At 73.0% G+C, this 22358-nt stretch carries 26 protein-coding genes; 16 read left to right on the top strand and 10 right to left on the bottom strand.

What is annotated here, in order from left to right:
- Window positions 1-25: 25 nt before the first annotated feature.
- On the top strand, window positions 26-700 hold the full coding sequence (locus tag VF330_RS03260) for a helix-turn-helix domain-containing protein (RefSeq protein ID WP_330849970.1): 675 nt from the start codon (window positions 26-28) through the stop codon (window positions 698-700).
- 7 nt (window positions 701-707) lie between these two features.
- On the opposite strand, the gene VF330_RS03265 is transcribed toward VF330_RS03260, so the two are convergent.
- Both VF330_RS03265 and VF330_RS03270 read right to left on the bottom strand, forming a co-directional pair.
- Window positions 708-1328, bottom strand: coding sequence for a TetR/AcrR family transcriptional regulator (locus tag VF330_RS03265; protein WP_330849971.1), 621 nt, complete (start codon window positions 1326-1328; stop codon window positions 708-710).
- Between the two features lie 39 nt (window positions 1329-1367).
- Complete coding sequence (locus tag VF330_RS03270) at window positions 1368-2225, bottom strand: oxidoreductase (protein WP_330849972.1); 858 nt, start codon at window positions 2223-2225, stop codon at window positions 1368-1370.
- Between the two features lie 108 nt (window positions 2226-2333).
- Here VF330_RS03270 and trpM point away from each other — a divergent pair, with 108 nt between their 5' ends.
- From trpM to trpA, 3 genes are read left to right on the top strand one after another with little or no spacing between them, the layout of a single operon-like run.
- Window positions 2334-2498, top strand: a complete 165-nt coding sequence (gene trpM, locus VF330_RS42020) for a tryptophan biosynthesis modulator TrpM (protein ID WP_414675324.1) — start codon at window positions 2334-2336, stop codon at window positions 2496-2498.
- A 50-nt stretch (window positions 2499-2548) separates the two neighbouring features.
- The gene (gene trpB / locus VF330_RS03275) at window positions 2549-3775 is read left to right on the top strand and encodes a tryptophan synthase subunit beta (RefSeq protein WP_330849973.1); all 1227 of its coding nucleotides are present in this window, start codon (window positions 2549-2551) and stop codon (window positions 3773-3775) included.
- The gene (trpA, locus tag VF330_RS03280) at window positions 3772-4575 is read left to right on the top strand and encodes a tryptophan synthase subunit alpha (protein ID WP_330849974.1); all 804 of its coding nucleotides are present in this window, start codon (window positions 3772-3774) and stop codon (window positions 4573-4575) included. The genes trpB and trpA overlap by 4 nt, the downstream gene beginning before the upstream one ends.
- A 43-nt stretch (window positions 4576-4618) precedes the next feature.
- On the opposite strand, the gene VF330_RS03285 is transcribed toward trpA, so the two are convergent.
- Entirely contained in the window at window positions 4619-5656 is a 1038-nt protein-coding gene (locus tag VF330_RS03285) for an acyl-CoA dehydrogenase family protein (RefSeq protein ID WP_330849975.1), read from the bottom strand.
- Between the two features lie 88 nt (window positions 5657-5744).
- On the opposite strand from VF330_RS03285, the gene VF330_RS03290 reads away from it, so the two are divergent.
- Window positions 5745-6638 carry an AraC family transcriptional regulator gene (locus VF330_RS03290; protein WP_330849976.1) on the top strand — a complete coding sequence of 298 codons (894 nt, stop codon included), beginning with the start codon at window positions 5745-5747 and terminating at the stop codon, window positions 6636-6638.
- Here VF330_RS03290 and VF330_RS03295 read toward each other — a convergent pair.
- Together VF330_RS03295 and VF330_RS03300 are read right to left on the bottom strand one after the other, a co-directional pair.
- The gene (locus VF330_RS03295; RefSeq protein WP_414675325.1) at window positions 6619-7200 is read right to left on the bottom strand and encodes a TetR/AcrR family transcriptional regulator; all 582 of its coding nucleotides are present in this window, start codon (window positions 7198-7200) and stop codon (window positions 6619-6621) included. The genes VF330_RS03290 and VF330_RS03295 overlap by 20 nt on opposite strands.
- A 79-nt stretch (window positions 7201-7279) precedes the next feature.
- On the bottom strand, window positions 7280-8125 hold the full coding sequence (locus tag VF330_RS03300) for a helix-turn-helix transcriptional regulator (RefSeq protein WP_330849977.1): 846 nt from the start codon (window positions 8123-8125) through the stop codon (window positions 7280-7282).
- A 124-nt stretch (window positions 8126-8249) separates the two neighbouring features.
- Between VF330_RS03300 and VF330_RS03305 the strand changes: the two genes are divergently transcribed.
- Together VF330_RS03305 and VF330_RS03310 are read left to right on the top strand one after the other, a co-directional pair.
- Window positions 8250-9170, top strand: coding sequence for an oxidoreductase (locus tag VF330_RS03305; protein WP_330849978.1), 921 nt, complete (start codon window positions 8250-8252; stop codon window positions 9168-9170).
- A gap of 16 nt (window positions 9171-9186) precedes the next feature.
- Window positions 9187-10425: a lipase family protein gene (locus tag VF330_RS03310; RefSeq protein ID WP_330849979.1), complete on the top strand. Its 1239-nt coding sequence runs from the start codon at window positions 9187-9189 to the stop codon at window positions 10423-10425.
- Here VF330_RS03310 and VF330_RS03315 read toward each other — a convergent pair.
- A complete protein-coding gene (locus VF330_RS03315; RefSeq protein ID WP_330849980.1) occupies window positions 10411-10971 on the bottom strand; it encodes a TetR/AcrR family transcriptional regulator in 561 nt (186 codons plus the stop codon). The two genes, VF330_RS03310 and VF330_RS03315, sit on opposite strands and share 15 nt — an antisense overlap.
- Before the next feature lie 81 nt (window positions 10972-11052).
- Between VF330_RS03315 and VF330_RS03320 the strand changes: the two genes are divergently transcribed.
- Window positions 11053-11727, top strand: a complete 675-nt coding sequence (locus tag VF330_RS03320) for an SDR family NAD(P)-dependent oxidoreductase (protein WP_330849981.1) — start codon at window positions 11053-11055, stop codon at window positions 11725-11727.
- A 1-nt stretch (window position 11728) separates the two neighbouring features.
- On the opposite strand, the gene VF330_RS03325 is transcribed toward VF330_RS03320, so the two are convergent.
- On the bottom strand, window positions 11729-12553 hold the full coding sequence (locus VF330_RS03325) for a helix-turn-helix transcriptional regulator (protein ID WP_330849982.1): 825 nt from the start codon (window positions 12551-12553) through the stop codon (window positions 11729-11731).
- A gap of 121 nt (window positions 12554-12674) precedes the next feature.
- Between VF330_RS03325 and VF330_RS03330 the strand changes: the two genes are divergently transcribed.
- Window positions 12675-12881 carry a 4-oxalocrotonate tautomerase family protein gene (locus tag VF330_RS03330; protein WP_330849983.1) on the top strand — a complete coding sequence of 69 codons (207 nt, stop codon included), beginning with the start codon at window positions 12675-12677 and terminating at the stop codon, window positions 12879-12881.
- Between the two features lie 39 nt (window positions 12882-12920).
- Here VF330_RS03330 and VF330_RS03335 read toward each other — a convergent pair whose 3' ends face one another.
- Window positions 12921-13694, bottom strand: coding sequence for an SDR family oxidoreductase (locus VF330_RS03335; protein ID WP_330849984.1), 774 nt, complete (start codon window positions 13692-13694; stop codon window positions 12921-12923).
- Window positions 13695-13780: 86 nt separating this feature from the next.
- Between VF330_RS03335 and VF330_RS03340 the strand changes: the two genes are divergently transcribed.
- Window positions 13781-14626 (top strand): helix-turn-helix transcriptional regulator, encoded by an 846-nt coding sequence (locus tag VF330_RS03340; RefSeq protein ID WP_330849985.1) that lies wholly within the window; start codon window positions 13781-13783, stop codon window positions 14624-14626.
- Between the two features lie 136 nt (window positions 14627-14762).
- Window positions 14763-17072, top strand: coding sequence for a beta-L-arabinofuranosidase domain-containing protein (locus tag VF330_RS03345; RefSeq protein WP_330849986.1), 2310 nt, complete (start codon window positions 14763-14765; stop codon window positions 17070-17072).
- A gap of 10 nt (window positions 17073-17082) precedes the next feature.
- Here VF330_RS03345 and VF330_RS03350 read toward each other — a convergent pair whose 3' ends face one another.
- Window positions 17083-17460 (bottom strand): helix-turn-helix domain-containing protein, encoded by a 378-nt coding sequence (locus VF330_RS03350; RefSeq protein WP_330849987.1) that lies wholly within the window; start codon window positions 17458-17460, stop codon window positions 17083-17085.
- Window positions 17461-17569: 109 nt separating this feature from the next.
- On the opposite strand from VF330_RS03350, the gene VF330_RS03355 reads away from it, so the two are divergent.
- The 4 genes from VF330_RS03355 to VF330_RS03370 all read left to right on the top strand — a co-directional run bounded on the left by VF330_RS03355 (window position 17570) and on the right by VF330_RS03370 (window position 21131).
- Window positions 17570-18394 carry an enoyl-CoA hydratase/isomerase family protein gene (locus VF330_RS03355; protein WP_330849988.1) on the top strand — a complete coding sequence of 275 codons (825 nt, stop codon included), beginning with the start codon at window positions 17570-17572 and terminating at the stop codon, window positions 18392-18394.
- A 72-nt stretch (window positions 18395-18466) separates the two neighbouring features.
- Window positions 18467-19120 (top strand): helix-turn-helix transcriptional regulator, encoded by a 654-nt coding sequence (locus tag VF330_RS03360; RefSeq protein WP_330849989.1) that lies wholly within the window; start codon window positions 18467-18469, stop codon window positions 19118-19120.
- Window positions 19117-20034 (top strand): ornithine cyclodeaminase family protein, encoded by a 918-nt coding sequence (locus VF330_RS03365; protein WP_330849990.1) that lies wholly within the window; start codon window positions 19117-19119, stop codon window positions 20032-20034. Before VF330_RS03360 ends, VF330_RS03365 begins: the two co-directional genes overlap by 4 nt.
- Window positions 20031-21131: an alanine racemase gene (locus tag VF330_RS03370; protein ID WP_330849991.1), complete on the top strand. Its 1101-nt coding sequence runs from the start codon at window positions 20031-20033 to the stop codon at window positions 21129-21131. Before VF330_RS03365 ends, VF330_RS03370 begins: the two co-directional genes overlap by 4 nt.
- Here VF330_RS03370 and VF330_RS03375 read toward each other — a convergent pair whose 3' ends face one another.
- On the bottom strand, window positions 21132-21554 hold the full coding sequence (locus tag VF330_RS03375) for a MarR family winged helix-turn-helix transcriptional regulator (RefSeq protein ID WP_330849992.1): 423 nt from the start codon (window positions 21552-21554) through the stop codon (window positions 21132-21134).
- A 93-nt stretch (window positions 21555-21647) separates the two neighbouring features.
- Between VF330_RS03375 and VF330_RS03380 the strand changes: the two genes are divergently transcribed.
- Window positions 21648-22358: alpha/beta hydrolase (locus tag VF330_RS03380; RefSeq protein WP_330849993.1), on the top strand; the 711-nt coding region annotated here is incomplete at its 3' end.

Consider the following 22358-nt stretch of genomic DNA (forward strand, 5'->3'; position numbering starts at 1 on the left):
TTTCCGGTTCGGGTTCACTGGGGAGGTGGCCGAACCGACCGACCTGCGCGCCGACGCCGCCCGCAACCGCAGCCGCATCGTCGAGGCGGCCCGCGACCTCTTCCGCGCCCGCGGCATCGACGTGCCGATGAGCACGATCGCCCGGCACGCCGGGGTGGGCGTGGCGACGTTGTTCCGGCGCTTCCCGAGCCGCGAGGCGCTGGTGGCCGAGGTGTTCGCCGAGCAGCGGGCGCACTGCGAGGCGCTGCTGCACGAGGCCGTCGCCGACCCGGACCCGTGGCGGGGGTTCCGGCGACTGCTCGAGTTCATGTGCGTCGAGCAGATCGAGGACCGCGGCTTCACCGAGGCGTTCCTCTCGTCGTTCGCCACCGAGGTCGACTACCTGCACCAGCGCGAGGTCGCCGAGTCGGCGTTCGGCACGCTGGTGCGCCGCGCCCAGGACAGCGGCAAGCTGCGGCGCGACTTCGCCCCCAGCGACCTCGTCATGCTGCTGATGGCCAACTCCGGTCTCCGCAACGCCCCGCCGGAGCACGCCCGCGACCTGTCCCGCCGGCTGCTGGACTACCTGCTCCAGGCCTTCGGGACCGAGGCAGCCCCGCTCGCGCCGGCGAGCCCCCTCGGCCTGGTCGACCACCTCGTGGCGCAGTCCGGCGCCCAGCGCGCGGGAGCGGGTGTCCGGCCGGGACCGCTGGTGGGCTGACGCCCCGCTACCCGGCGAGTCCCGCGACCCGCAGCCACACCACCCGGCAGGTCTCCGACGCCTCGTCGAGGGCCTCGGGTGACACCGCCGAGGCGTGGTAGAAGGTCCGTTCGATCATCCAGCACAACGCGCGCGCGACGGCCCGCGCGCCATCGGGTCCGTCGTGGGCCTCGCCACCGGCGCGCACCAGGATCGTGGCGATGGCGTCGATGAAGATGTCCGCGGTCTCCGTCCACAGCGCCGCGAGCTCCGGGATGGCCGGGGACTGGTCGATCGCGACGCGCATGACCAGGCCGTGCTCGTGCCAGCGGTCGCGGGTGCGCCGCACGGCTGTGGCGATCGCCTCCTCCGGCGCGGCGGGGTCGCCGGCGGCCGCGCGGGACTTCTCGCGCAGCGCCTCGACCGTGCGCGCGAACAGGGCGACCAGCGCCTCCTGCTTGGAGCTGAAGTAGAAGTACGTGGAGGCGCGCGAGATCCCGGCGCGTTCGGCGAGGTCGCCGATGGTGAGGGCGTCGAAACCCTTGACCGCCAACAGCTCTGCGAGCCCGTCGAGGATCTGCCGCTCGCGCAGGTCCCCTTTGGACGGTGCCGCGGACCGCCGCCGGCCCGCCCTGGCCTGACCGGGCATCGCTCGTCCCCCCTCCGTCCGCCCCAGGATCGCACGCCGTCAGTTCGCCGCGATCCGGTGCCCGTCCGGGAAGTCCGTGGACCGCGAGAGCTCCTCCCACGCCGCGATGTCCGCGTCGACAGCGGCCCTGCTGTTCCCGACCAGCCGCAGCGCGTCCGAGCCCAGCAGGAGGTGCACGGGCGGCTTCTCGGCGTCGACCACCTCCAGCACGGCTTGCGCGGCCTTGGCCGGGTCGCCCAGCTGGTGGCCGCTCGCGGCCCGGCGGGCGGCGCGGATCGGGTCGAACAGCTCGTCGTAGTCCGCGATGGACCGCTCGCTGCGGACCATCGAGCCGCCCGCCCAGTCCGTCCGGAACGAACCGGGCTCGACGACCGTCACCCGCACGCCGAGGCCCGCGACCTCCTTGGCCAGCGACTCGAGCAGGCCCACCACCGCGTACTTGCTCGCGCAGTAGTACGACAGGCCGGGCACGCCCATCAGCCCGCCCATCGAGCTGACGGCGAGGACGTGCCCCGACCGCCGCTCGCGCATGCCGGGCAGCACCGCGTGGACGGTGGCCGCGACGCCGAACACGTTGGCGTCGAACTGGGCCCGCAGCTCGGCCATCGAGGACTCCTCGAAGACGCCCTCGTGCCCGTAGCCGGCGTTCGCGATCAGCACGTCGATCGGCCCGACCGTGCGCTCGACCTCGCCGACCACGGCGAGGACCGCCGCGTCGTCGGTCACGTCGAGCTGCCGGGCGTGGGCGCGTCCCGGTGCGAGCGCTTCGAACTTCCGCAGGTCGTCGTCCTTGCGCACGGTGCCGACGACGGTGTGCCCTGCGGCCAGCGCGCCCCGCGCGAAGGCACGGCCGAGGCCGCCGCTGACACCGGTGATCAGGAAGGTCCGAGTGGTCATGCACTCGAATCTACACCTCGTCGACAAAAGTCGACACCGTGTCGACTTTCGCATCGGCCGGGCGAACGCACTTGCCGGAACCGGGCGACGCCGGGTAAACCTGCTCTCGTGTCCCTCACCGTCCGTCTCGCCCGTGGCCGCCGGCCGCGCGGCTGCCGCGCGCCCGCACGGCGCGTGCTCGGACGTCGGGTGAGGTACGTGATCGGCTCCGAGGCGGGTCAGGTCAACGGGATGCGATGGCGTCGTGCGCCGCGCATCGCGCGGGATCGCTGAATCCCCGACCGCCCGACCAACCCGGGACTGACGTTCCGGGTCAGGAGCACATGGCCATGCACCACTTCTTCCCGGCTGCCCCGGGCAGCCTCCCCTCGCCCGACGGGTACTTCGGCGCCTTCGGCGGCCGGTTCGTCCCGCAGGCCCTCCTCGCCGCCATCGACCAGGTGGCCGCCGAGTACGAACGGGCGAAAGCGGATCCCGAGTTCGTCGCCCGGCTCGAGGACCTGCTCGTGAACTACGTCGGCCGGCCCAGCGCGCTCACCGAGGTGCCGCGCTTCGCCGCCCACGCCGGGGGCGCGCGGGTCTTCCTCAAGCGCGAGGACCTCAACCACACCGGCTCGCACAAGGTGAACAACGCGCTCGGACAGGCACTTCTGGCGCAGCGCATGGGCAAGACCCGCGTGATCGCCGAGACCGGAGCCGGGTCGCACGGCGTCGCGACCGCCACCGCGTGCGCGCTGACCGGCCTCTCCTGCACCGTCTACATGGGAGAGACGGACATGCGTCGCCAGTCCGTGAACGTTGCGCGCATGGAACTTCTCGGTGCCGAGGTCGTCCCCGTGACGTCCGGGTCGCGCACCCTGAAGGACGCGATCAACGAGACGTTCCGCGACTGGGTCGCCCGCACCGACGACACGCACTACCTGTTCGGCACGGTCGCCGGGCCGCACCCGTTCCCCGCCATGATCCGCGACTTCCAGCGCGTCATCGGCGTCGAGGCCCGCCGGCAGCTGCTCGAACGGACCGGGCGCCTGCCCGACGCAGCGGTCGCCTGCGTGGGTGGCGGGTCCAACGCGATCGGCCTGTTCCACGCGTTCCTCGACGACCCCGTGCGGCTGGTCGGCTGCGAGGCCGCCGGGCACGGCGTCGGCAGCGGTGAGCACGCCGCGTCGCTGACCGCCGGCGAACCAGGGGTGCTGCACGGCTCCCGTTCCTACGTGCTCCAGGACGACGAGGGCCAGATCCTCGAGGCCTGGTCGATCTCGGCCGGGCTCGACTACCCCGGCGTCGGCCCGGAGCACGCGCACCTGCACTCGTCCGGCCGCGCCGAGTACCGGCCGGTCACCGACGACGAGGCGATGGACGCGTTCCGGCTGCTCGCGGTGACCGAGGGCATCGTCCCGGCGATCGAGAGCGCGCACGCGCTGGCGGGCGCCCTCCAGGTCGGCACGGAGCTCGGGCCCGACGGCCTCGTCCTCGTGAACCTCTCCGGCCGCGGCGACAAGGACCTCGGCACCGCGTCCCTCCACTTCGGACTGGAGGCCGCGCGGTGACCGGCACCCTCCCGCTGCTCACCGAGACGCTCGCCCGCGCTCGGAGCGAGGGCCGGGCCGCCCTCGTCACCTACCACCCGGCCGGCTTCCCCACCGTCGACGAGGGGATCGCCGCGATCCTGGCGACCCTCGACGCCGGCGCGGACGTCGTCGAGGTCGGCCTGCCGCACAGCGACCCGGTCCTGGACGGCCCGGTGATCCAGACGGCGGACGACATCGCGTTGCGCGGCGGCGTCCGGATCGCCGACGTCCTGCGCACGGTCCGCGAGGTCCACGCCGCCACCGGCAAGCCGGTGCTGGTCATGTCCTACTGGAACCCCGTGTCGCGCTACGGGGTCGAGCGGTTCGCACGCGAGCTGGCCGCCGCCGGTGGTGCGGGCTGCGTGCTGCCGGACCTGCCGGTGTCCGAGTCCGGGCCGTGGCGCCGGCAGGCCGCCGAGCACGGGCTGGCGACGGTGTTCGTCGTCGCTCCGAGCAGCACCGACGCGCAGCTGGCGGAGACGGCCGCGGCCGGCACCGGGTTCGTCTACGCGTCCGCGCTGATGGGCGTCACCGGGACACGCGACTCGGTGGACGAGGCCGCCGCCGTGCTCGCGGGCCGCCTCCGCGCCGTCACCGACCTGCCGGTGTGCGTCGGCATGGGCGTCTCGGACGCGCGGCAGGCCGCGCACGTCGCGCGGTTCGCCGACGGCGTGATCGTCGGGTCGGCCCTGGTGGCGACTCTCCTCGACGCGGCCGACGACGGCCGGTCGGCGCTCACCCGGCTCACCGGCGAGCTCGCGGCCGGGGTGCGGGCCTAGGAACCGAGGTGGCCGGGCCCGGCTTCGACGGACCCGGCTGCTTCTACACCCCTTGGACCAGTGCCGTGCCGAGGTTCTCGACCGCCAGGTAAGCGTTGAGGTGCGGGTGCCTGCTGCCGACGGCGACGTCGCGCCAGAACCGCTGGAGCACGTTCGACGTGTGGAACCCGCTCGACCCGTGCAGGTCCAGCATCAGGTCGAGCGCGGCCCGGCAGTCGCGGCCGGCGTCGGCGAGGGCCTTGCGCAGCCGCGGCGCGTCCGCCGGGGACAGTGCGCCCCCGTCGGCTTCGCGGGCGACCGAGAGCATCGTGGTCTCGGCCCGCTGCACGAGGTAGGTGGCCTCCGCCAGCCAGTGGCGCGCGCCGGGCGACTCCCCCATGCGCGTGTACGCGGTCATGAACGGCTTGCGGTCCGAGGCGAACAGGGCGTTGACGGCGTCGAGCGCGCCCTGCGCCGCGCCGACCACCGGGCCGAGCACGGTCATCGCGAACAGCATGGCGTCGGCGACGGCGAAGGGTTCCACCGGCGCGACCCGGCCGGCCGGGACCAGGACGTCGTCGGCGACCAGGGTGTGGCTGCCGGTGCCGCGCATGCCCGCCACGTGCCACGTGCGTTCGACGGTCAGGTCGGCCGTCGGGACGAGGACGAAGGAGAAGGCGCCGTCGACCAGCACGCCGAGGACGGCCTGCACCGCGTCCTCGCAGCCGGAGACGTTGGGCCAGCGGCCGGTGACGCGCACGCCCTCCGGTCCCCGCTCGCCGCGGCCGCCGGGAATCCCCGACCCGCAGAACAGCGCGTCCGGATCGCCGAAGACCTCGCCGCCGGTGAACGCTCGGGTCGCGAGGGTCTTGGCGGTGGCGCAGGTTCCGGCGACCCACGAGGTGGACGGGCAGGCGCGCCCGAGCGAAGTCAGCTGCCGTGCAACGGTTTCGGCGTCCGCCCACGTGTCACCGGGAGTGCGCAGGTCGAAGAAGCCGTTCTCCCGCAACGCTTCCAGCGCTTCGGGAGCGGGCCGGTCGTTGTCCTCCGCCTTCGCCGCGTGGGCGCGCAGGACCGCGACGGCGTTCGAGTGTTCGATCACCTCGCCGACTCAATCACCGGGCTCCGTCCCGTGCCATGCGCGAACGGCACCGGTTCATACGCGACCGGTCGTCATTAGGATCGTCGTCGTGGACCTGATCAGCGACGTGATCCGCGCGGTGCGGACCGGCAGCGCCAACGCCCGGCTGATCAGGCAGAAGGCCCCCGGCGTGCGGTTCACCGCGTTCGACGGCAGCGGGTTCCACATCATCACGAGCGGCACCTGCTGGCTGGTCGGCCACGACGACCCCGTGCCGCTGCGGCCCGGCGACATCGTGCTCACCACGTCGGGCGGCGAGCACGGCCTCAGCGCGACGCCCGGCCCGTTGCACGACCTGCCGCTCATGGAGATGGGCCCGTTCACACCGGAGCCGGGTCCCGCCGCGTTCGAGTTCGCCTGCGGCGCCTACCGGCTGGACCGCCGGCGCCCGCCGCAGTACCTCCGCGCGCTGCCCGAGCTCATCGCGGTGTCCCCGGACTACGACGGCCACCCGGAGCTGCGGGCGCTCGTCACGCTCCTCACCGCGGACGCCGGCACGGGCGGCACGGAGGTCCGCCCCGGCTCGCAGGCGACGCTGCGCGCGGTGCTCGACCTGGTCCTGGTGCAGGTGCTCCGGCAGTGGCACGAGCAGGCTGGCTGGCCGCAGGTCGCCGACGCCGGCGTCGCCGCCGCCCTGCGCGAGATCCACGAGAAGCCACACCACCGGTGGACGGTCGGGTCGCTGAGCGAGGTCGCGGGCATGCCGCGCGCCGCGTTCTCCCGGCTCTTCACCGCGGCGGTGGGCCAGCCGCCGATGACCTACGTGACGGGCTGGCGGCTCAGCCGCGCCGCCCAGCTGCTGCGCGAGACCGACACCTCGCTGGCGCGGATCGCGCCCAGGGTCGGGTACTCGACGGAGTTCGCGCTGTCCGCGGCCTTCCGCCGGGAGTACGGCGTCTCGCCGGGCCGGTTCCGGGCGGAGCTCAGGACGAGCGGTAGGTGAGCAGCCCCTCGACGCCGGCGAGGAACGTGGCGCCGACCTCGCCGGAGTCGGTCAGGCACCCGGCGGCCATGGCCCCGTCGCGCAGCATGACGAAGTGCCGTCCCGCCGAGGAGGCGGAGGGCTCGTCGATCCCGGCGAAGAGGCCGGTGACGGTGCGCAGGAACCACTCGCGGTGCTCGAGCACGGTCCTGAGCACCGGGTGCGCGGGGTCCGGGTACTCCGCGGCGGCGTTGAGGAAGGCGCAGCCGCGGAACCCCGGCGAGCCGATCCCGGTGGCGATGGACGCGGCGACGGCCCGCAGCACGTCCGGCGCGGACGGACCGGTGGCGAGCGCCTGCTCGACCTGGTCGCGTTCCATCCCCGCCACGGTCTGCAGGTAGGCGACGACGAGCTCGTCCTTGCTCGCGAAGTGCCGGTAGAGGGTCGCGCGGGTCACCTTGGCCTCGGCGACGATCCGGTCGATCCCGACGGAGTGCAGCCCCTCGGCGTAGAAGATCCGGGACGCCGTCGTGAGCAGGCGCGTCCGCGCCTCGGAGACCTGGCCTCGACCGTTGTGCACCACCACGTCCACGCTAGCAGACAGAACGGTCGCTCCCCCGGTGCGAAGGCTCGGGCCGGGCTTCCGCGAGCCGCGGGGTCCGCTAGCGCTGGCCCTGCGCGTGCAGTGCCGCGAGCAGCCGCAGCCGGTCGGCGTCCGCGCTGCCCGGTTCGGCGGTGTAGACCATCAGCACCGGGCCGGGGCTGCCGGGCAACGGGTAGGTGGCCCAGTCGAGGGTGATCTCGCCGATCCCCTCGCGGTGGAACACCTTGCGCCCCCGCACGGGCGAGTGCACGTCGTACTGGTCCCACAGCCGCCGGAACTCGGCGCTGCGGATGCTCAGCTCGCCGACGACGGCCGTGCCGCGCGGGTGCGACGGGTCGGCGGCGACCGTCGCGCGCAGCATGCTGATGTACTGCGTCGCGAAGGTCTCCCAGTGCGCGCACCGCGATCGGACGTGCGGGTCCATGAACAGCGCCACCAGCAGGTTGCGCTGTTCCGGCCGGGTGTTCGCCGGGTGGCCGAGCAACGCCTCGGCGAGCGGGTTCCAGGCCAGCACGTCGAGGTGGCGGCTCAGCACGAACGCCGGGGTGTCCATCGACAGCAGCAGGTGCCGGGTGGGGGCGGGCACCTCGTCCTGGGCCTCGGGCGTGCCCCGCCGGACCGCGTCGGCCAGGGCGAACAGGTGGCGGCGCTCCTGCTCGTCGAGGTTGAGGGCCGTGGCGAGCGCGTCGAGCAGGTCGTCCGACGGCCGCACCTCCCTGCCCTGCTCCATGCGCTGGTAGTAGTCCGTGCTCAGCCCGGCCAGCAGCGCGAGCTCCTCGCGGCGCAGTCCGGGCACCTTGCGCCGGCCGCCGGGCTCCAGCCCCACGTCCTGCGGGCGCAGGCGGCTCCGGCGAGCGCGCAGGAAGGTGCCGAGCTCGCGTGCGTGCAGGTGCTTGCTGCCCATGGGGACAGTCTGCCAGCGGGTGGCACCGCGAAGGTGGGTCTCAGATTCCCAGGCACAGCAGTACGACCGACGTCCTCGAAACCCTCCCTAGGTTCGCCGTGGAACAGCGAGCACAGGGAGCATCATGATCAACTGGACCGCCGCCGACGTCCCCGGCCAGACCGGCCGCGTCGCCGTCGTGACGGGCGCGAACTCGGGCCTGGGCCTGAGCACCGCCACCGAACTGGCCCGGCGCGGGGCGCGGGTCGTGCTCGCCGTGCGCGACCTCGACGCGGGACGGCGGGCCGCCGCCGGGATCCGGGCGGCCAATCCGCGCGCCGAGCTCGAAGTGCGCCGGCTGGACCTGGCGTCGCTCGCCTCGGTGCGGGCGTTCGCGGACGAGCTGGCCGCCGACCACCCCGCGATCGACCTCCTCGTCAACAACGCCGGGGTCGTCCTGGTCGGACAGCGCCGCACGACCGCCGACGGGTTCGAGCTCCACCTCGGCACCAACGTGCTGGGCCACTTCGCCCTCACCGGCCTGCTGCTCGGCGCGCTGGGCCGCGCGGAGGCCGCCAGGGTCGTGAGCCTCAGCTCGGTGGCGCACAAGCCGGCCGTCCTCGACTTCGACGACCTCATGTCGGAGCGGGACTTCAGCGGCAGCCGCGCCTACGGCCGGTCGAAGCTCGGCAACACCGTCTTCGGGCTGGAGCTGGACCGGCGCCTGCGCGCCGCGGGTTCGTCCATCACGAGCGTGCTCGCCCATCCGGGAGTGACCGGCACGAACCTCGCGCCGCGGGCGTGGGAGGACTACGGCCTGGCCGGCCGGGTCCTCGCGCGCGCCTTCCTGCTGCAGACGCAGCCGGTCGACCGCGGCGTCCTCCCCCAGCTCTACGCCGCGACCGCACCCGGCGTGCGCGGAGGCCAGTTCTTCGGGCCGTCCGGGCGCGGCGAGCGACGGGGCCACATGGCCGAGGTCCGTCCCAGCGCCGCGGCCGCCGACCCCGCCACCGGGACCCGGTTGTGGGCCGCGGCCCAGGACCTGACCGGCGTCACCTACCTGTGAGAGAAGGAGTTCCACCATGCCCACCCGTCTGCGCACGGTGACCCTGGCGGCCGCCCTGGCCGTCACGGCACTCGTCACACCCGTCCTGTCCCCCGCGGCACCGGCTTCCGCCACCACCGAGGTCCTGGCGCCGGACGACGACCCCTTCTACCGCCCACCGTCCCGGTTGGACTCCCGGCCCGACGGCGCGGTGCTGCGATGGCGGCGCCTCCCGTCGTCCGCGCTGGCCGTCCCGGCACCGGCGCACGTCTGGCAGCTGCTGTACAAGACCCGTGACAACGCGGGAAAACCCACCGCCACGGCCGGCACGCTGCTGGTCCCGACGGCCCGCTGGACGGGTCCCGGTGAACGGCCGCTGCTGTCGTACCAGACGCCCGAGGACGGTCTGGCCACCACGTGCGCGCCGTCGTACCTGCTGCGCGCGGGCTCGGTGACGTACGACGCGCCGTCGGAGGCCCAGGCCCGGTTCGACCGCGGCCAGGTCGCGGACGCCGTCCACCGCGGCTGGGCGGTGGTCGTCCCGGACTACGAGGGCCCGAAGTCCGAGTTCCTCGGCACCGAGGCCGCGGCCCACGGCGTGCTCGACGGCCTCCGCGCGGCACGGTCGTTCCCGCTCGCCCGTGTACACCGCGACGCTCCCCTCGGGCTGTGGGGATACTCCGGCGGAGGCCTGGCCACGGCATCGGCCGCGCAGCGGCAGGCGCGGTACGCCCCGGAGCTCGAGATCAGCGCCATCGCCCAGGGCGGCGTGCCGGCCGACGTGAACGCGGCCCTGGCGACGATCAGCGGTCAGGTCTTCTCCGGCTGGATCCCGTTCGGACTCGCGGCCCTGCGCAACGCCAACCCGAAGGCCGACGTCGACCGGTACCTCAACGCCTACGGACGGACCTCCGCGGACAAGGTCGCGCACGGGTGTGCGGGCGCGGCCATCGTGGCGGGACCGCACCTTGCGACGATCCAGCAGTTCGAGGCGGCGCCGGGGTCGCTCACCTCGGGCTCGTTCCGCGACTTCGCGCACCGACTGAGCCCGGTCGGCATGGGCGGCACCCCGACCGCGCCCGTGCTGGTGTACCACGGCACGGCCGACGAGCTGCTCCCGATCTCGGCGGCACGGGAGCTGGCCGCGCAGTACCGGGCGCGCGGCGCCGACGTCGTCATGGTCGAGCACGAGGGACAGGCGCACGGCGACGAGCAGTCGTTCGGCGTGGCCGGGGCGGTGGCGTTCCTGCGGGAGCGCTTCTCACAGCCCCGCTGAGCGCAGGAACGCCTCGGCCAGCTCCCGCGCGCCGAGCAGCGAGGGGTCGCGGCCGCTGGTGACCCAGAAGAACGTCGGGCCGATCAGCGACGCCGTGGCGCGGTCCCGGGTGGACGGGTCCAGCTCCGGCACGACCCGGTCCAGCACGGCGCGGGCGCTGTCGCCGAGCACGTCCTTCGAGCCGAGCAGCGCGGCGACGGCGCTGTCGCCGCGCGCCTCGGTGAGCAGGACGCGGTAGGCGATGCCCGCCGGTGAGCGCCAGAGGAACTCCGCCAGCGCCTCCAGGTAGGCGGTGAGGTCGGCGCGCGGGTCGCCGGACACCGCGACGGCGAGCTCCTTCTCGGAGTCGAGGACGCTGGCCTCGAAGAGGATCTCCGCCTTGGTGGACCACCAGCGGTAGACGGTCGCGCGGGACACGCCCGCCCGTTCGGCGACGCTCTTCATGGTCATCGCCGCGTAGCCGACCTCGATCAGCAGGTCGTCGACGGCGTGCAGGACCGCGAGCCGCGCCTCTTCACTGCGCGGGCGGCCACCGGGACTGGTCACGGGGACAGGATATCTGGACACGATGTATCGCAACTGCTAGCGTTTCGATACACCGTGTTTCGAAACAGGAAGAGTTCCTCCATGAGCAAGACAGCCCTCGTCATCGGTGCCTCCCGCACCCTGGGCCTGGCCGTCGCGGCCGAACTGCACCGCCGCGGCTGGCACGTCATCGGCACCGTGCGCGGCGAGCAGCGCACGGGCCTGCACGACCTGGCCGGCGACCGGCTGGAGGTCGAGCACCTGGACGTGACCGAGGAGCAGCAGATCCACGCCCTGCACGACCGGCTGGCCGGCCGGAGCCTCGACCTGTTGTTCGTCAACGCGGGCATCGCGCACGCCGACGTCCCGGCCGGCGAGGTCACCACGGAGTCGTTCACGCAGGTCATGGTCACCAACGCGCTCAGCCCGCTGCGCGTGGTCGAGACGCTGGGCCCGCTGGTCACCGAGACCGGCACGATCGCCGTCATGTCGTCCAAGCAGGGCAGCCTGGCGCTCAACACGAACGGCGGCCACGAGGTCTACCGCGCCAGCAAGTCCGCGCTCAACCAGCTGATGCGCAGCTACGCGGCGCGTGCCGCGGGCTCGCGGACGTTGCTGCTGCTCAACCCGGGCTGGGTGCGCACCGGCCTCGGCGGCCCCGGTGCGTTGCTGGACGTCGACGAGAGCGTCCCCGGCGTGGTGGACGCGGTGGAGTCCCGCGCGGGCGAGAAGGGCCTGCACTTCGTCGACTACCAGAACCAGGTGGTCCCGTGGTGACTCAGCGGGCGAACTGCTGCACGCCGATCACGTCGAGCAGGCGCAGCTGGTCCACGGCCTGAGTGCCGGGCACGGGCACGAAGAACTGGAGGCGCTGATGCCCGTCCTCGCTGAACAGGTTCTGGCAGAACACCTCGACGACGCCGAGTTCGGAGTGGACGATCCGCTTCTGCTCACCCCGGCGGACGGCGACGTCGCCGGTGTCCCACAGCGCCGCGAACTCCTCGCTGATCTCGCGGAGCCGGGTGACCATCGCCGCGGCCGCACCGGAAGGCGCGTGCCGGGCGACGGCGGCGCGGAGGTCGGACACCATGACCTTCGAGTGGTGCGGGTGGTCGTCCTCGGGGTACACCGCGCGGACGGCGGGGTCGGTGAACCACTGCGCGATGAAGCTCTCCCGGGGAGCCGGGCCGAGCAGCGCCGTCGCGAGCCGGTTCTGCACCAGCGTCTCGTGCAGGTCGGTGATGATCCGGGCCGGGGTGCCGTCGAGCCGGTCGAGCAACGCGAGCATCGCCGGCGACACGTGCGCCGAGACGCCGTGCGCCGGTGGAACGGGCCTGCCCGCGAGCACGAACAGGTGGTCGCGTTCGTCGTTGTCCAGCCGCAGGGCCCTGGCCAGCGCGACGAGCATCTGCGCGGACGGCTGAGCGCCGCGGCCGCGTTCGAGCTCGATGTAGTAGTCGACCGACGCCCCGGCCAGCTGGGCGACCTCGTCACGGCGCAGTCCGGGCACGCGGCGGCGCGAGCCCGTCGGCAGGCCCACCTCGGCGGGCGTGATGCGAGCACGCCGCGACTGGAGGAACAGGCCGAGCTCAACGAGGTTCACGTCCCCAGTCTGCGCGAACGGCGGTGGCTCAGCCAGGGGACGCCAACCCCGGGGTGAACGGCAACTGGTCCGGCCTCCGCACAGCGGGAAGTGTTGGCGGCACAACGAAAAGGAGCACGTCATGCCATTCGCCAACCTGAAGGTTCCCGCCGGACTGCTGTCCGCGGAGCAGAAGCAAAGTCTCGTCGAGAAGGTCACCGACCTCTACGCCGAGACGTTCGGAGACGCCGTGCGCGCCAACACGATGGTCCTCGTCGACGAGGTCGTGGACGGCGGCTGGGGCATCCGCGGCGAGGTCCTCACGCTGGCGAAGTTGCAGCAGAGGTGACGCGGGCGGGCGGCCCGGACCGGGCCGCCCCTGTCCTCGTCAGGCGCCCGCCCCGCCGTCGACCGGCACGATCGCGCCGGTCACCATCGACGCGCGGTCGCTGAGCAGCCACGCCGCCACCTCGGCGACCTCGCGCGGTTCGGCCATGCGCCCCATCGGGACCGACTTGGCGAGCTGCTCGACGATGCCGGGCGTCGCCGCCTCCCACGCGTCGATCATCGCCGTCGCGGTGCCGCCGGGGGTGATGCCGTTGACCCGGATCCCCTCCGGCGCCCACGTCACGGCCGCGCTCTCGGTGATGCTGTTGAGCGCGCGCTTCATCGCGCCGTAGGCGGGCAGCACCGGGTTCGCCCGGCGGCTGCCGATGCTGGAGGTGTTCACGATCGCGCCGCCGCCGTGGCGGCGCATGAGGGCGGCTTCGGCGGTCATGGCGGTCCAGTGGCCGCGGAAGTTGACCGCGAACTGCCGGTCGATGTCGTCGTCGCTGGTCTGGTCGATCGGGCCGGGCTGCTGGATCGTCGCGCCGTTGTTGAAGGCGCCGTCGAGCCGACCGTGCAGCTCCTCGACCCTGGCGACGGCAGCACGGACGCTGTCGCGGTCGCCGAGGTCGACGGAGACCGCGTCGGCGGTGCCGCCGTCGGCCCGGATCTCCTCCACCAGGGTGTCGAGGGCGTCGGCGCCGCGGGCGGCGAGCACGACGGAGGCGCCTTCCTCGGCGAAGAGCCGCGCCGCCGCCTCGCCGATGCCGCGGCTGGCGCCGGTGATGAGCACGACCTTGCCGGCGAGCAGACCGGCGGAGTTGTTGTTCGTCATGGTGACCAGCCTCGATCCCGTCCGCGACCGGATACAGGTACAAGCGGTACCAGGCTCCGCCGCCGCGGCACGGCCATACTCGTGCCATGGACAAGCAGCAGCTCGCGGACTTCCTGCGCAGCCGCCGGGAACGGTTGCGGCCGGAGGACGTCGGCCTGCCCTCCGGCCCGCGCCGCCGCACGCCCGGCCTGCGCCGCGAGGAGGTCGCGGTGCTGGCGCACATCTCCACCGAGTACTACGTCCGGCTCGAACAGGGCCGCGCGCCGCGCCCGTCGGCGGAGGTCCTCGCCGGGATCGCGGGCGCCCTGCTGCTCACCGACGACGAGTCCGGCCACCTGCACGTCCTCGCGGGCACCTCGCCGAACCGCGCCGGCCTGCACCGCCGGGACGTCCGGCCGAGCATCCTCGCGCTGCTCGACCGGCTGCCGCAGACGGCGGCGTTCGTCGTGTCCGCGGCGTTCGAGGTGCTGGCGTGCAACGACCTCATGGCCGCGCTGATGGAGGACTTCCGCGAGCTCGCCCCGCGCGACCGCAACCTGGCGCGCCGCGCGTTCCTCGACCCGGACCGGTCGCTGTACGGGATGTCCGACGCCACGGAGTTCCGGCACCACGCCGTCATGCGGCTCCGGACGGTCGTCGCGCGCTACCCCACCGACCCCGCGATCACCGGGCTCGTCGACGAGCTGCTCGCCGGCAGCCCCGAGTTCGCGCGGCTCTGGGAGCGGCACGACGTGCAGGCGGCGACGGTGCTCACGAAGTCGTTCGACCACCCGCTCGTCGGGAAGGTCACCGTCGACTGCGACACCCTTGAGCTCGGCGAACGCGACCAGCACCTGGTCCTCTACAGCGCACCCGCCGGGTCCCGCGACGCCGAGGCGCTGGCGTTGCTGGGCGTCGTGGGCTCCCAGACCTTCAGCACCGAACCCCGCTGATCGTGTGAGCGATAACATCCCGGCCGGGTTCCGGCTTCACCGGAGCTAAAGTTAACGCTCACATTTAGCGTTGACCACCTGCGGCGGCCGCCACTACACCTGGACGGGCAGCGTTGCCGAGCGGGTGGAGCGCACCATGTCTTCGTTGAGTCGTCGCAGGCTTCTCCAGGCCGCGGGGGTGGCCGCACTCGCGACCACGGCTCCGGCCCTCACCGCCGGTGCGGCGCAGGCGGCCTCGGTGCCTCCCGCGCGCGGCGACGCCGGGGTGTCGGCCTACGCCTTCGACCTGTCCGAGGTCCGGCTGACCCAGGGCCGGTGGCTCGACAACCAGAACCGCACCCTGTCCTACCTCCGGTTCGTCGACGTCGACCGGCTGCTCTACACCTTCCGCGCCAACCACCGCCTGTCCACCGGCGGTGCCGCCGCGCTGGGCGGCTGGGAGGCCCCGAACTTCCCGTTCCGCACGCACAGCCAGGGCCACTTCCTCACGGCCTGGGCGCAGGCGTGGGCGGTCCTCGGCGACACGACGTGCCGGGACCGGGCGAACTACATGGTCGCGGAACTGGCCAAGTGCCAGGCGAACAACTCCGCGGCCGGGTTCGCCACCGGCTACCTCGCCGGCTTCCCCGAGTCGGACTTCGACGCGCTGGAGGCCGGGTCGCCGAAGGCGGTGTCGTACTACTCCCTGCACAAGACGCTCGCCGGGTTGCTGGACGCGTGGCGCTACATCGGCAACACCCAGGCGCGGGACGTGCTGCTGCGCGTCGCCGCGTGGGTGGACACGCGCACGGCCCGCCTGTCGTACGCCACGATGCAGCGCGTCCTGGGCACGGAGTTCGGCGGCATGAACGCGGTGCTCACCGACCTGTACCAGCAGACCGGTGACGCGCGGTGGCTGGCGACGGCGCAGCGGTTCGACCACGCCGCGGTGTTCGACCCGCTCGCGTCCGGCCAGGACCGGCTGAGCGGCCTGCACGCCAACACGCAGGTGCCGAAGTGGATCGGCGCGGCCCGCGAGTACAAGGCGACGGGCACCACCCGGTACCGCGACATCGCGCTCAACGCCTGGAACATCACCGTCACCGCGCACACCTACGTCATCGGCGGCAACAGCCAGGCCGAGCACTTCCGCGCTCCCAACGCCATCGCCGCGTACCTGAACACCGACACGTGCGAAGCCTGCAACACCTACAACATGCTGAAGCTGACCAGGGAGCTGTGGCTGACCGACCCCGGCAGGGCCGCCTACTTCGACTACTACGAGCGCGCCCTGCTCAACCACCTGATCGGCCAGCAGAACCCGGCGGACCCGCACGGCCACATCTGCTACTTCACCGGCCTCAACCCCGGCCACCGCCGCGGCAACACCGGTCCCGCCTGGGGCGGCGGCAACTGGAGCACCGACTACGGCACGTTCTGGTGCTGCCAGGGCACCGGCATCGAGACCAACACCAAGCTCGCCGACTCGATCTACTTCTACTCCGGCACCACGCTGACGGTGAACCTGTACGCGCCGTCGGTGCTGACGTGGTCGTCGCGCGGCATCACCGTCACCCAGAGCACGACCTACCCGGCGAGCGACACCACGACGTTCACCGTCACCGGCACCGCGGGCGGGTCGTGGACGATGCGGTTCCGCATCCCGGCCTGGACCACGGGCGCGACGGTCAGCGTCAACGGCGTCGCGCAGAACCTGACCACCACGCCCGGCACCTACGCCTCGCTGACGCGGACGTGGACCTCGGGCGACGTGGTGGCGCTGCGGTTGCCGATGCGCGTGACGGCCCAGCCCGCCAACGACAACTCCGGCGTCGTCGCGCTCACCTACGGCCCGGCGGTGCTCGCGGGCAACTACGGCAACACGAGCCTGTCCTCGTTGCCGTCGCTGGACGTCGGCTCCGTCACCCGCACCAGCACGTCGTCGCTGGCGTTCACCGCGACGGCCAACGGCGCGCAGGTCACCCTCGGCCCGTTCCACGACGCGCACGGCTTCAACTACACCGTCTACTGGAACGCCGGTGGCGGAGCCGGCAGCTACCGGCTCGTCAACGCCGGCACGGGCATGGTGCTCGGCATCCAGAACATGTCCACTTCGGACGGTGGGCTGGCCGTGCAATGGCACGACAGCGGCACCGCCGACCACAACTGGCAGGTGATCACCGACGGTTCCGACGTCCGGCTGCGCAACGTCCACAGCGGCAAGGTGCTGGGGGTGGAGAACATGTCCACGGCCGACAACGCGCGCGTGCTCCAGTGGGGCGACACCGGCACCGCCGACCACCGGTGGACGTTGATCGCCAACGGCGACGGCACCCACCGGATCCGCAACGCCAACAGCGGAAAGCTGCTCGGCGTCCTCAACGGCTCGACGGCCGCGGGCGCGCAGGTGGTGCAGGACTCGGACAACGGCAGCGCGGACAACCGCTGGCGGCTGGTGGCCAACTGACGCCGCGGGCTCAGACCCTCGCCACTTGGTCGTCGTACTGCCGCCGGCACCGCTGGATCTGCTCGCTGTGCTCGACGGTCCAGGCGTAGAGGAGCCCGAACGGCTCGCGCAACGACTCCCCCATCGGCGTCAGCGAGTACACGACGCCGACGGGGGACGTCGGCAGCACGGTCCGCGTCACCATCCCGTTGCGCTCCAACCGGCGCAGCGTCTGCGTCAGAACCCGTTGCGTCACCCCGCCGAGCCGCCGCTTCAGCTCGTTGAACCGGGTCGGTTTCTCCAGCACGGCCATCGCCATCATCGACCACTTGTCGGCAATCTGGTCGAGGACCGGCCGGCTCGGGCAGTCGGGGCTGAAGACGAAGTCCGCGGGCTCGGGTGGGGTCACGGTGGTGTCCTCCGGCATCCCTGGTGTTGCGGAAGTGCGTTCTTGCGCGAGGCTAGCAGCAGAATCGACCCTAGGTATTCATCGCATACCTAGCTGAACGGATCCGCTCATGAGTTCCACGCTGCGCACGAGCACCGACGACGGCGTGCTGACGGTCGTCTTCGACAACCCCCCGGTGAACGCCCTCGGCGCCACGACGATGCGCGAGCTGCGCGACCTGCTGAAGGGGCTGGAGAGCGACGACTCGGTGAAGGTGGTCGTGTTCGAGAGCGCGAACCCCGAGTTCTTCCTCGCCCACGTCGACATCGACGTCCTCGACCAGCGCGAGGAGCTGGAGGCGCTGGCCGCTTCCGCTCCCGAGGGCGTGAACGTGTTCCAGGCCGTCGGCGAGCAGATCCGCCACCAGCCGCAGGTGACGATCGTGAAGCTCGCGGGCAAGGCACGCGGCGGCGGTGCCGAGGTCGTCGCCGCCGCCGACCTGGCATTCGCCGCCGAGGAGACCGCGGGTCTCGGCCAGATCGAGGCGTTGATGGGCATCACGCCCGGCGGGGGCGGCACCCAGTACCTGCGGGAGAAGGCCGGCCGCAACCGCGCGCTGGAGCTCGTGCTCACCGGCGACCTGGTCGACGCCCGCACCGCCGCGGCCTACGGCTGGGTCAACCGCGCCGTGCCCGCCGCCGAACTGGACGAGCACGTCCGCCGGGTCGCGCGGAACATCGCCGCGCTGGCCGACGGGGTGGTCGCCGCCGCGAAGCGCGCGTTGCCGCCGACCGGCTTCGGCGCCGGGCTCGTCACCGAGAACGACGCGTGGGCGTCGCTGGTCACGCGTCCGGCCGCCCAGCGGCTCCTGAGCGGCGCGATGGCCGCCGGCGCCCAGACCGTCGAGGGCGAACGGGACCTGGAGGCGCTCCTGCGTGGCGTCGCCCACTCCTGACGTGACGACCGGCCGGGTCCCGTGTGACACTTCGTCCAGCTTCTGACAGTTTGTTCAGACACTGGAGGTGTCATGCCCGGCAGCAGTACCGCGGACGCGGTGTTCGCGGCGATGTCCCCCGTCGTCGAGGGCATCGCCGCGACGTTCGGACGCAGTTGCGAGGTCGTGCTGCACGACTACCGCGACCCGGAGCGGTCGGTCGTCGCCGTCGCAGGATCGGTCACGGGCCGGGTGGCCGGCGACGCGATGAGCGAGATCGGCCTGCGCGTCCTCGCCGCCGGGGACGACGCCCGCAACGAGGTCGGCTACGTCACCCGCGCGCAGGACGGGCGGCTGCTCAAGTGCACGACGCTGCCGTTGCGCGACGTGGACGGGACCTTGATCGGCGCGCTGTGCGTCAACATCGACCTCTCCGCCATCACCCGCGCGACCGGCGTGCTCTCCGACCTGCTCGGGCTCTCCCCCGCGCAGGAGCCGGACACCACGACGAACTTCTCCGGCGACCTCGACCAGGTGGTCGACTCGCTGGTCGAGCGCGCCGAACGCGCGCACGCCGTCCCCGTCACGGCACTCGGGCGCGAGGACCGGCTGGCGCTTGTCCGGTCGCTGAACGACGCCGGCGTGTTCGGCCTGCGCGGCGCGCCGGGCCGCATCGCGAAGCGCCTCGGGATCTCCCGCACCGGTCTGTACAACGACCTCGCCGAACTGAAGAAGGACAAGTCGTGACCCCCGTGTTCCTCAGCGAGTCCGAGTCGGCCGCCCTCGTCGACGACGACCTGGCGCTGGCCGCCGCGCGGGAGGCGTTCCTCGCCACCGCCACCGGGTCGGTGTTCCCGGTCGTGATCGCGCACTCCTCGGTGCCGCACAACAGGTTCACCCTCAAGTCCGGGTCGGCGGGCGACCTCGCCGGCGTGAAGGTCGGCAGCTTCTGGCCGGGCAACACCGACCTGCCGCGGCACAGCTCGACGATCGTGCTGCTCGACCCCGCGACCGGCAGGCTGCGGGCCGTCGTCGAGGCGGCCGCGGCCAACGCCTACCGCACCGCCGCGGCCGACGCGTTGGCCGTGCAGGCGTTGGCGCGCAACGACTCCCGCACGCTGACCGTGATCGGCACCGGCCACCAGGCGTTGCACGAGGTCCGTGCCGTGAGCCGGGTGCGTCCGATCGACCGGGTGCTCGTCGTCGGTAGACGTGCTGACGCGGCACGGGCGTTCGCCGCCGATGTGACCGCCAGGACCGGTCTGCCCGCCGAGCCGGTCGGCGCGGAGGCCGGGGTCTGCGCCGCGGACGTGCTCGTGACGGCCACGACCTCCCGCGAGCCGTTGTTCGACGCCCGCTGGGTCCGGCCCGGCACGCACGTCTCCGCGATGGGCGCGGACGGTCCCGGCAAGCAGGAGCTGCCCGTCGAGCTGTACGAACGCGCGGCGTTGTTCTGCGACCTGCCGGACCAGTCGAGCGCCATCGGCGAGTTCCAGCACGCGTCCGGCACACCCGTGGCGCTGGGCGCGGTGCTCGCCGGGGACGCCCCCGGCCGCACGTCGGACGACGACGTGACGGTGTTCGACAGCTCCGGTTTCGCCCTGCAGGACCTCACCCTCGCCGCCGCGCTGCTGCGCCGTTCGTCAGGAGAAACCGCGTGACCACAGTGGACACTCCGCACGCGCTGGTCGACGCGGACAAGGTCGACCGCAACGCGGCCCGGTTGCGCGAGCACCTGCGGGCGCTCGGCGTTCCGCTCCGGCTGCACGTCAAGACGGCGAAGTCCGTCGAGGTGGCGCGGCGGGTGCACGACGGCGGCCCGATCACCGTGTCGACGCTGGCCGAGGCCGAGCACTTCGCCGACGCCGGCTACGACGACATCCTCTACGCCGTAGGGATCGCGCCGCACAAGCTGCCGCGCGTCGCCGCCCTGCTGCGCCGCGGCGTGACGCTGACCGTCCTGCTCGACACGCTCGTGCAGGCCGAGGCGGTCGCCCGGTTCGCCGCCGATGAGGGCCTGCGCGTGCCCGCCCTGGTCGAGATCGACTGCGACGGCCACCGCGGCGGCGTGAGGCCGTCCGACCCGGCCCTGGTCGCGATCGGCCGGGCGCTCGGCGGCAACCTGGCCGGGGTGCTCACCCACGCCGGCGAGTCGTACTCCGCCTTCACGCCGGAGGACCTGCGCAAGGCCGCGCAGAACGAGCGGGACGTCGCCGTGGAGGCTGCCACCGCGTTGCGCGACAACGGCTTGCCGTGCGCGATCGTGAGCGTCGGCTCGACTCCGACGGCGCATGCGGCGACCGACCTCACTGGTGTCACCGAGGTCCGCGCGGGCAACTACGTCTTCTTCGACCTGGTCATGGCGGGCATCGGCGTCTGCACCGTCGACGACCTGGCGTTGTCCGTCGTGGTCACTGTCATCGGCCACCAACCTGGGAAGAACTGGGTCCTCACCGACGGCGGCTGGATGGCCACCTCGCGGGACCGCGGCACGCAGGCGCAGGCCGTCGACCAGGGCTACGGGCTCGTCGCCGACGACACCGGCGTCCTGGTCCCCGGTCTGCTGATGACCGGCGCGAGCCAGGAGCACGGCGTCCTGAGCACGCGGGACGGCACGCCGGTGCCGGACCTGCCGATCGGCACCCGGCTGAGGATCCTGCCCAACCACGCCTGCGCCACCGCCGCCCAGCACGACCGCTACCAGGTCGTCAGCGCCGGTGCCCCGCCGACGACGTGGAGCCGCCTGCGCGGGTGGTGATCACGCCGTCGGGTCGGTGGCGAGCGCGGCGTGCAGGAGCTCGCCGAGCTGGTCGACCTGGTCGGCCGACAGGTGCCGGAACGACAGGTCCACGACGCCGTCGGCGAGCTCCTGGCCCGCCGCGCGCAGCCGTTCGCCCTCCTCGGTGAGCCGGTGCCGCACGGGACGGCCCGGCCCCGGCACCCGTTCGACCAGGCCGCGGTCGGCCATCCGCGTGGCCAGCGACCCGAAGGACTGGTCGGTCTGGAACGTCAGCACCGCGAGGTCGTGCAACGACGCGTCCGGGTTGCGGTGCAGGTGCCGCAGGGTGTCCCACTGCACCAGCGACAGCCCGAGCGGCGCGAGCGCCTTGCTGAGCGCGCGGTGGTGGCGGTGCTGCAGGCGTTTGACGGCCAGGGCGACGTCGGCGGGCTGGTACGGCATGGACGGAGACTACCCCAGTGAGGTCAGGTTGCTTAGGTAAGGAAGCTGATCTAAGGTTCCTTACCTAAGCAACCTGACTTCACGGGAGCACCGATGACCTCCTCACTCCGCATCCCGCTCGGCGCCGTCGAGCTGACCGTGCGGGACCGCGACCGCACCCGGCCGTTCCTGCTGCTGCACGGCGGTGGCGGCGTGGCGACCATGGCCGGTTTCGCCGACCTGCTGGCCGACCGCGCGCACTCCCGCGTACTCGTGCCCACGCACCCCGGTTTCAGCGGCACGCCGAAGCCCGCCGACCTCATTGGCGTCACCGACCTCGCCCGCACCTACGTCGCCTTGCTCGACGAGCTCGCCCTGACCGGCGTCACGGTGGTCGGCAACTCGTTCGGCGGCTGGGTCGCCGCCGAGATCGCCCTGCTGGACAGCCCGCGGGTGCAGGCCGTCGTGGTCGTGAACGGGATCGGCGTCGAGGTCGACGGCCACCCGCAGACCGACGTGAAGGGCATGTCCCCGGCCGAGATCCAGCAGCTGTCGTGGCACGACCCGGGCAAGGCGCCGCGGCCCACCGGCGCTCCCGGCCCGAGCCCGGACATCCAGGCCCTGGTCGGCTACACCGGTCCCGCGATGGCCGACCCGGCGCTCGCGAAGCGGCTCGGCGAGGTGCGGGTCCCCGTCCACGTGGTCTGGGGCGAGAGCGACCGCATCGTCGACGTCGAGTACGGCCGCGCGTTCGCCGCGGCGATCCCCGGCGCCACGTTCACGCCGCTGCCCCGCAGCGGGCACCTGCCGCAGGTGGAGACGCCG

Origin of the sequence: Lentzea sp. (assembly GCF_036380075.1) — a bacterium.
GTDB lineage: Bacteria > Actinomycetota > Actinomycetes > Mycobacteriales > Pseudonocardiaceae > Lentzea.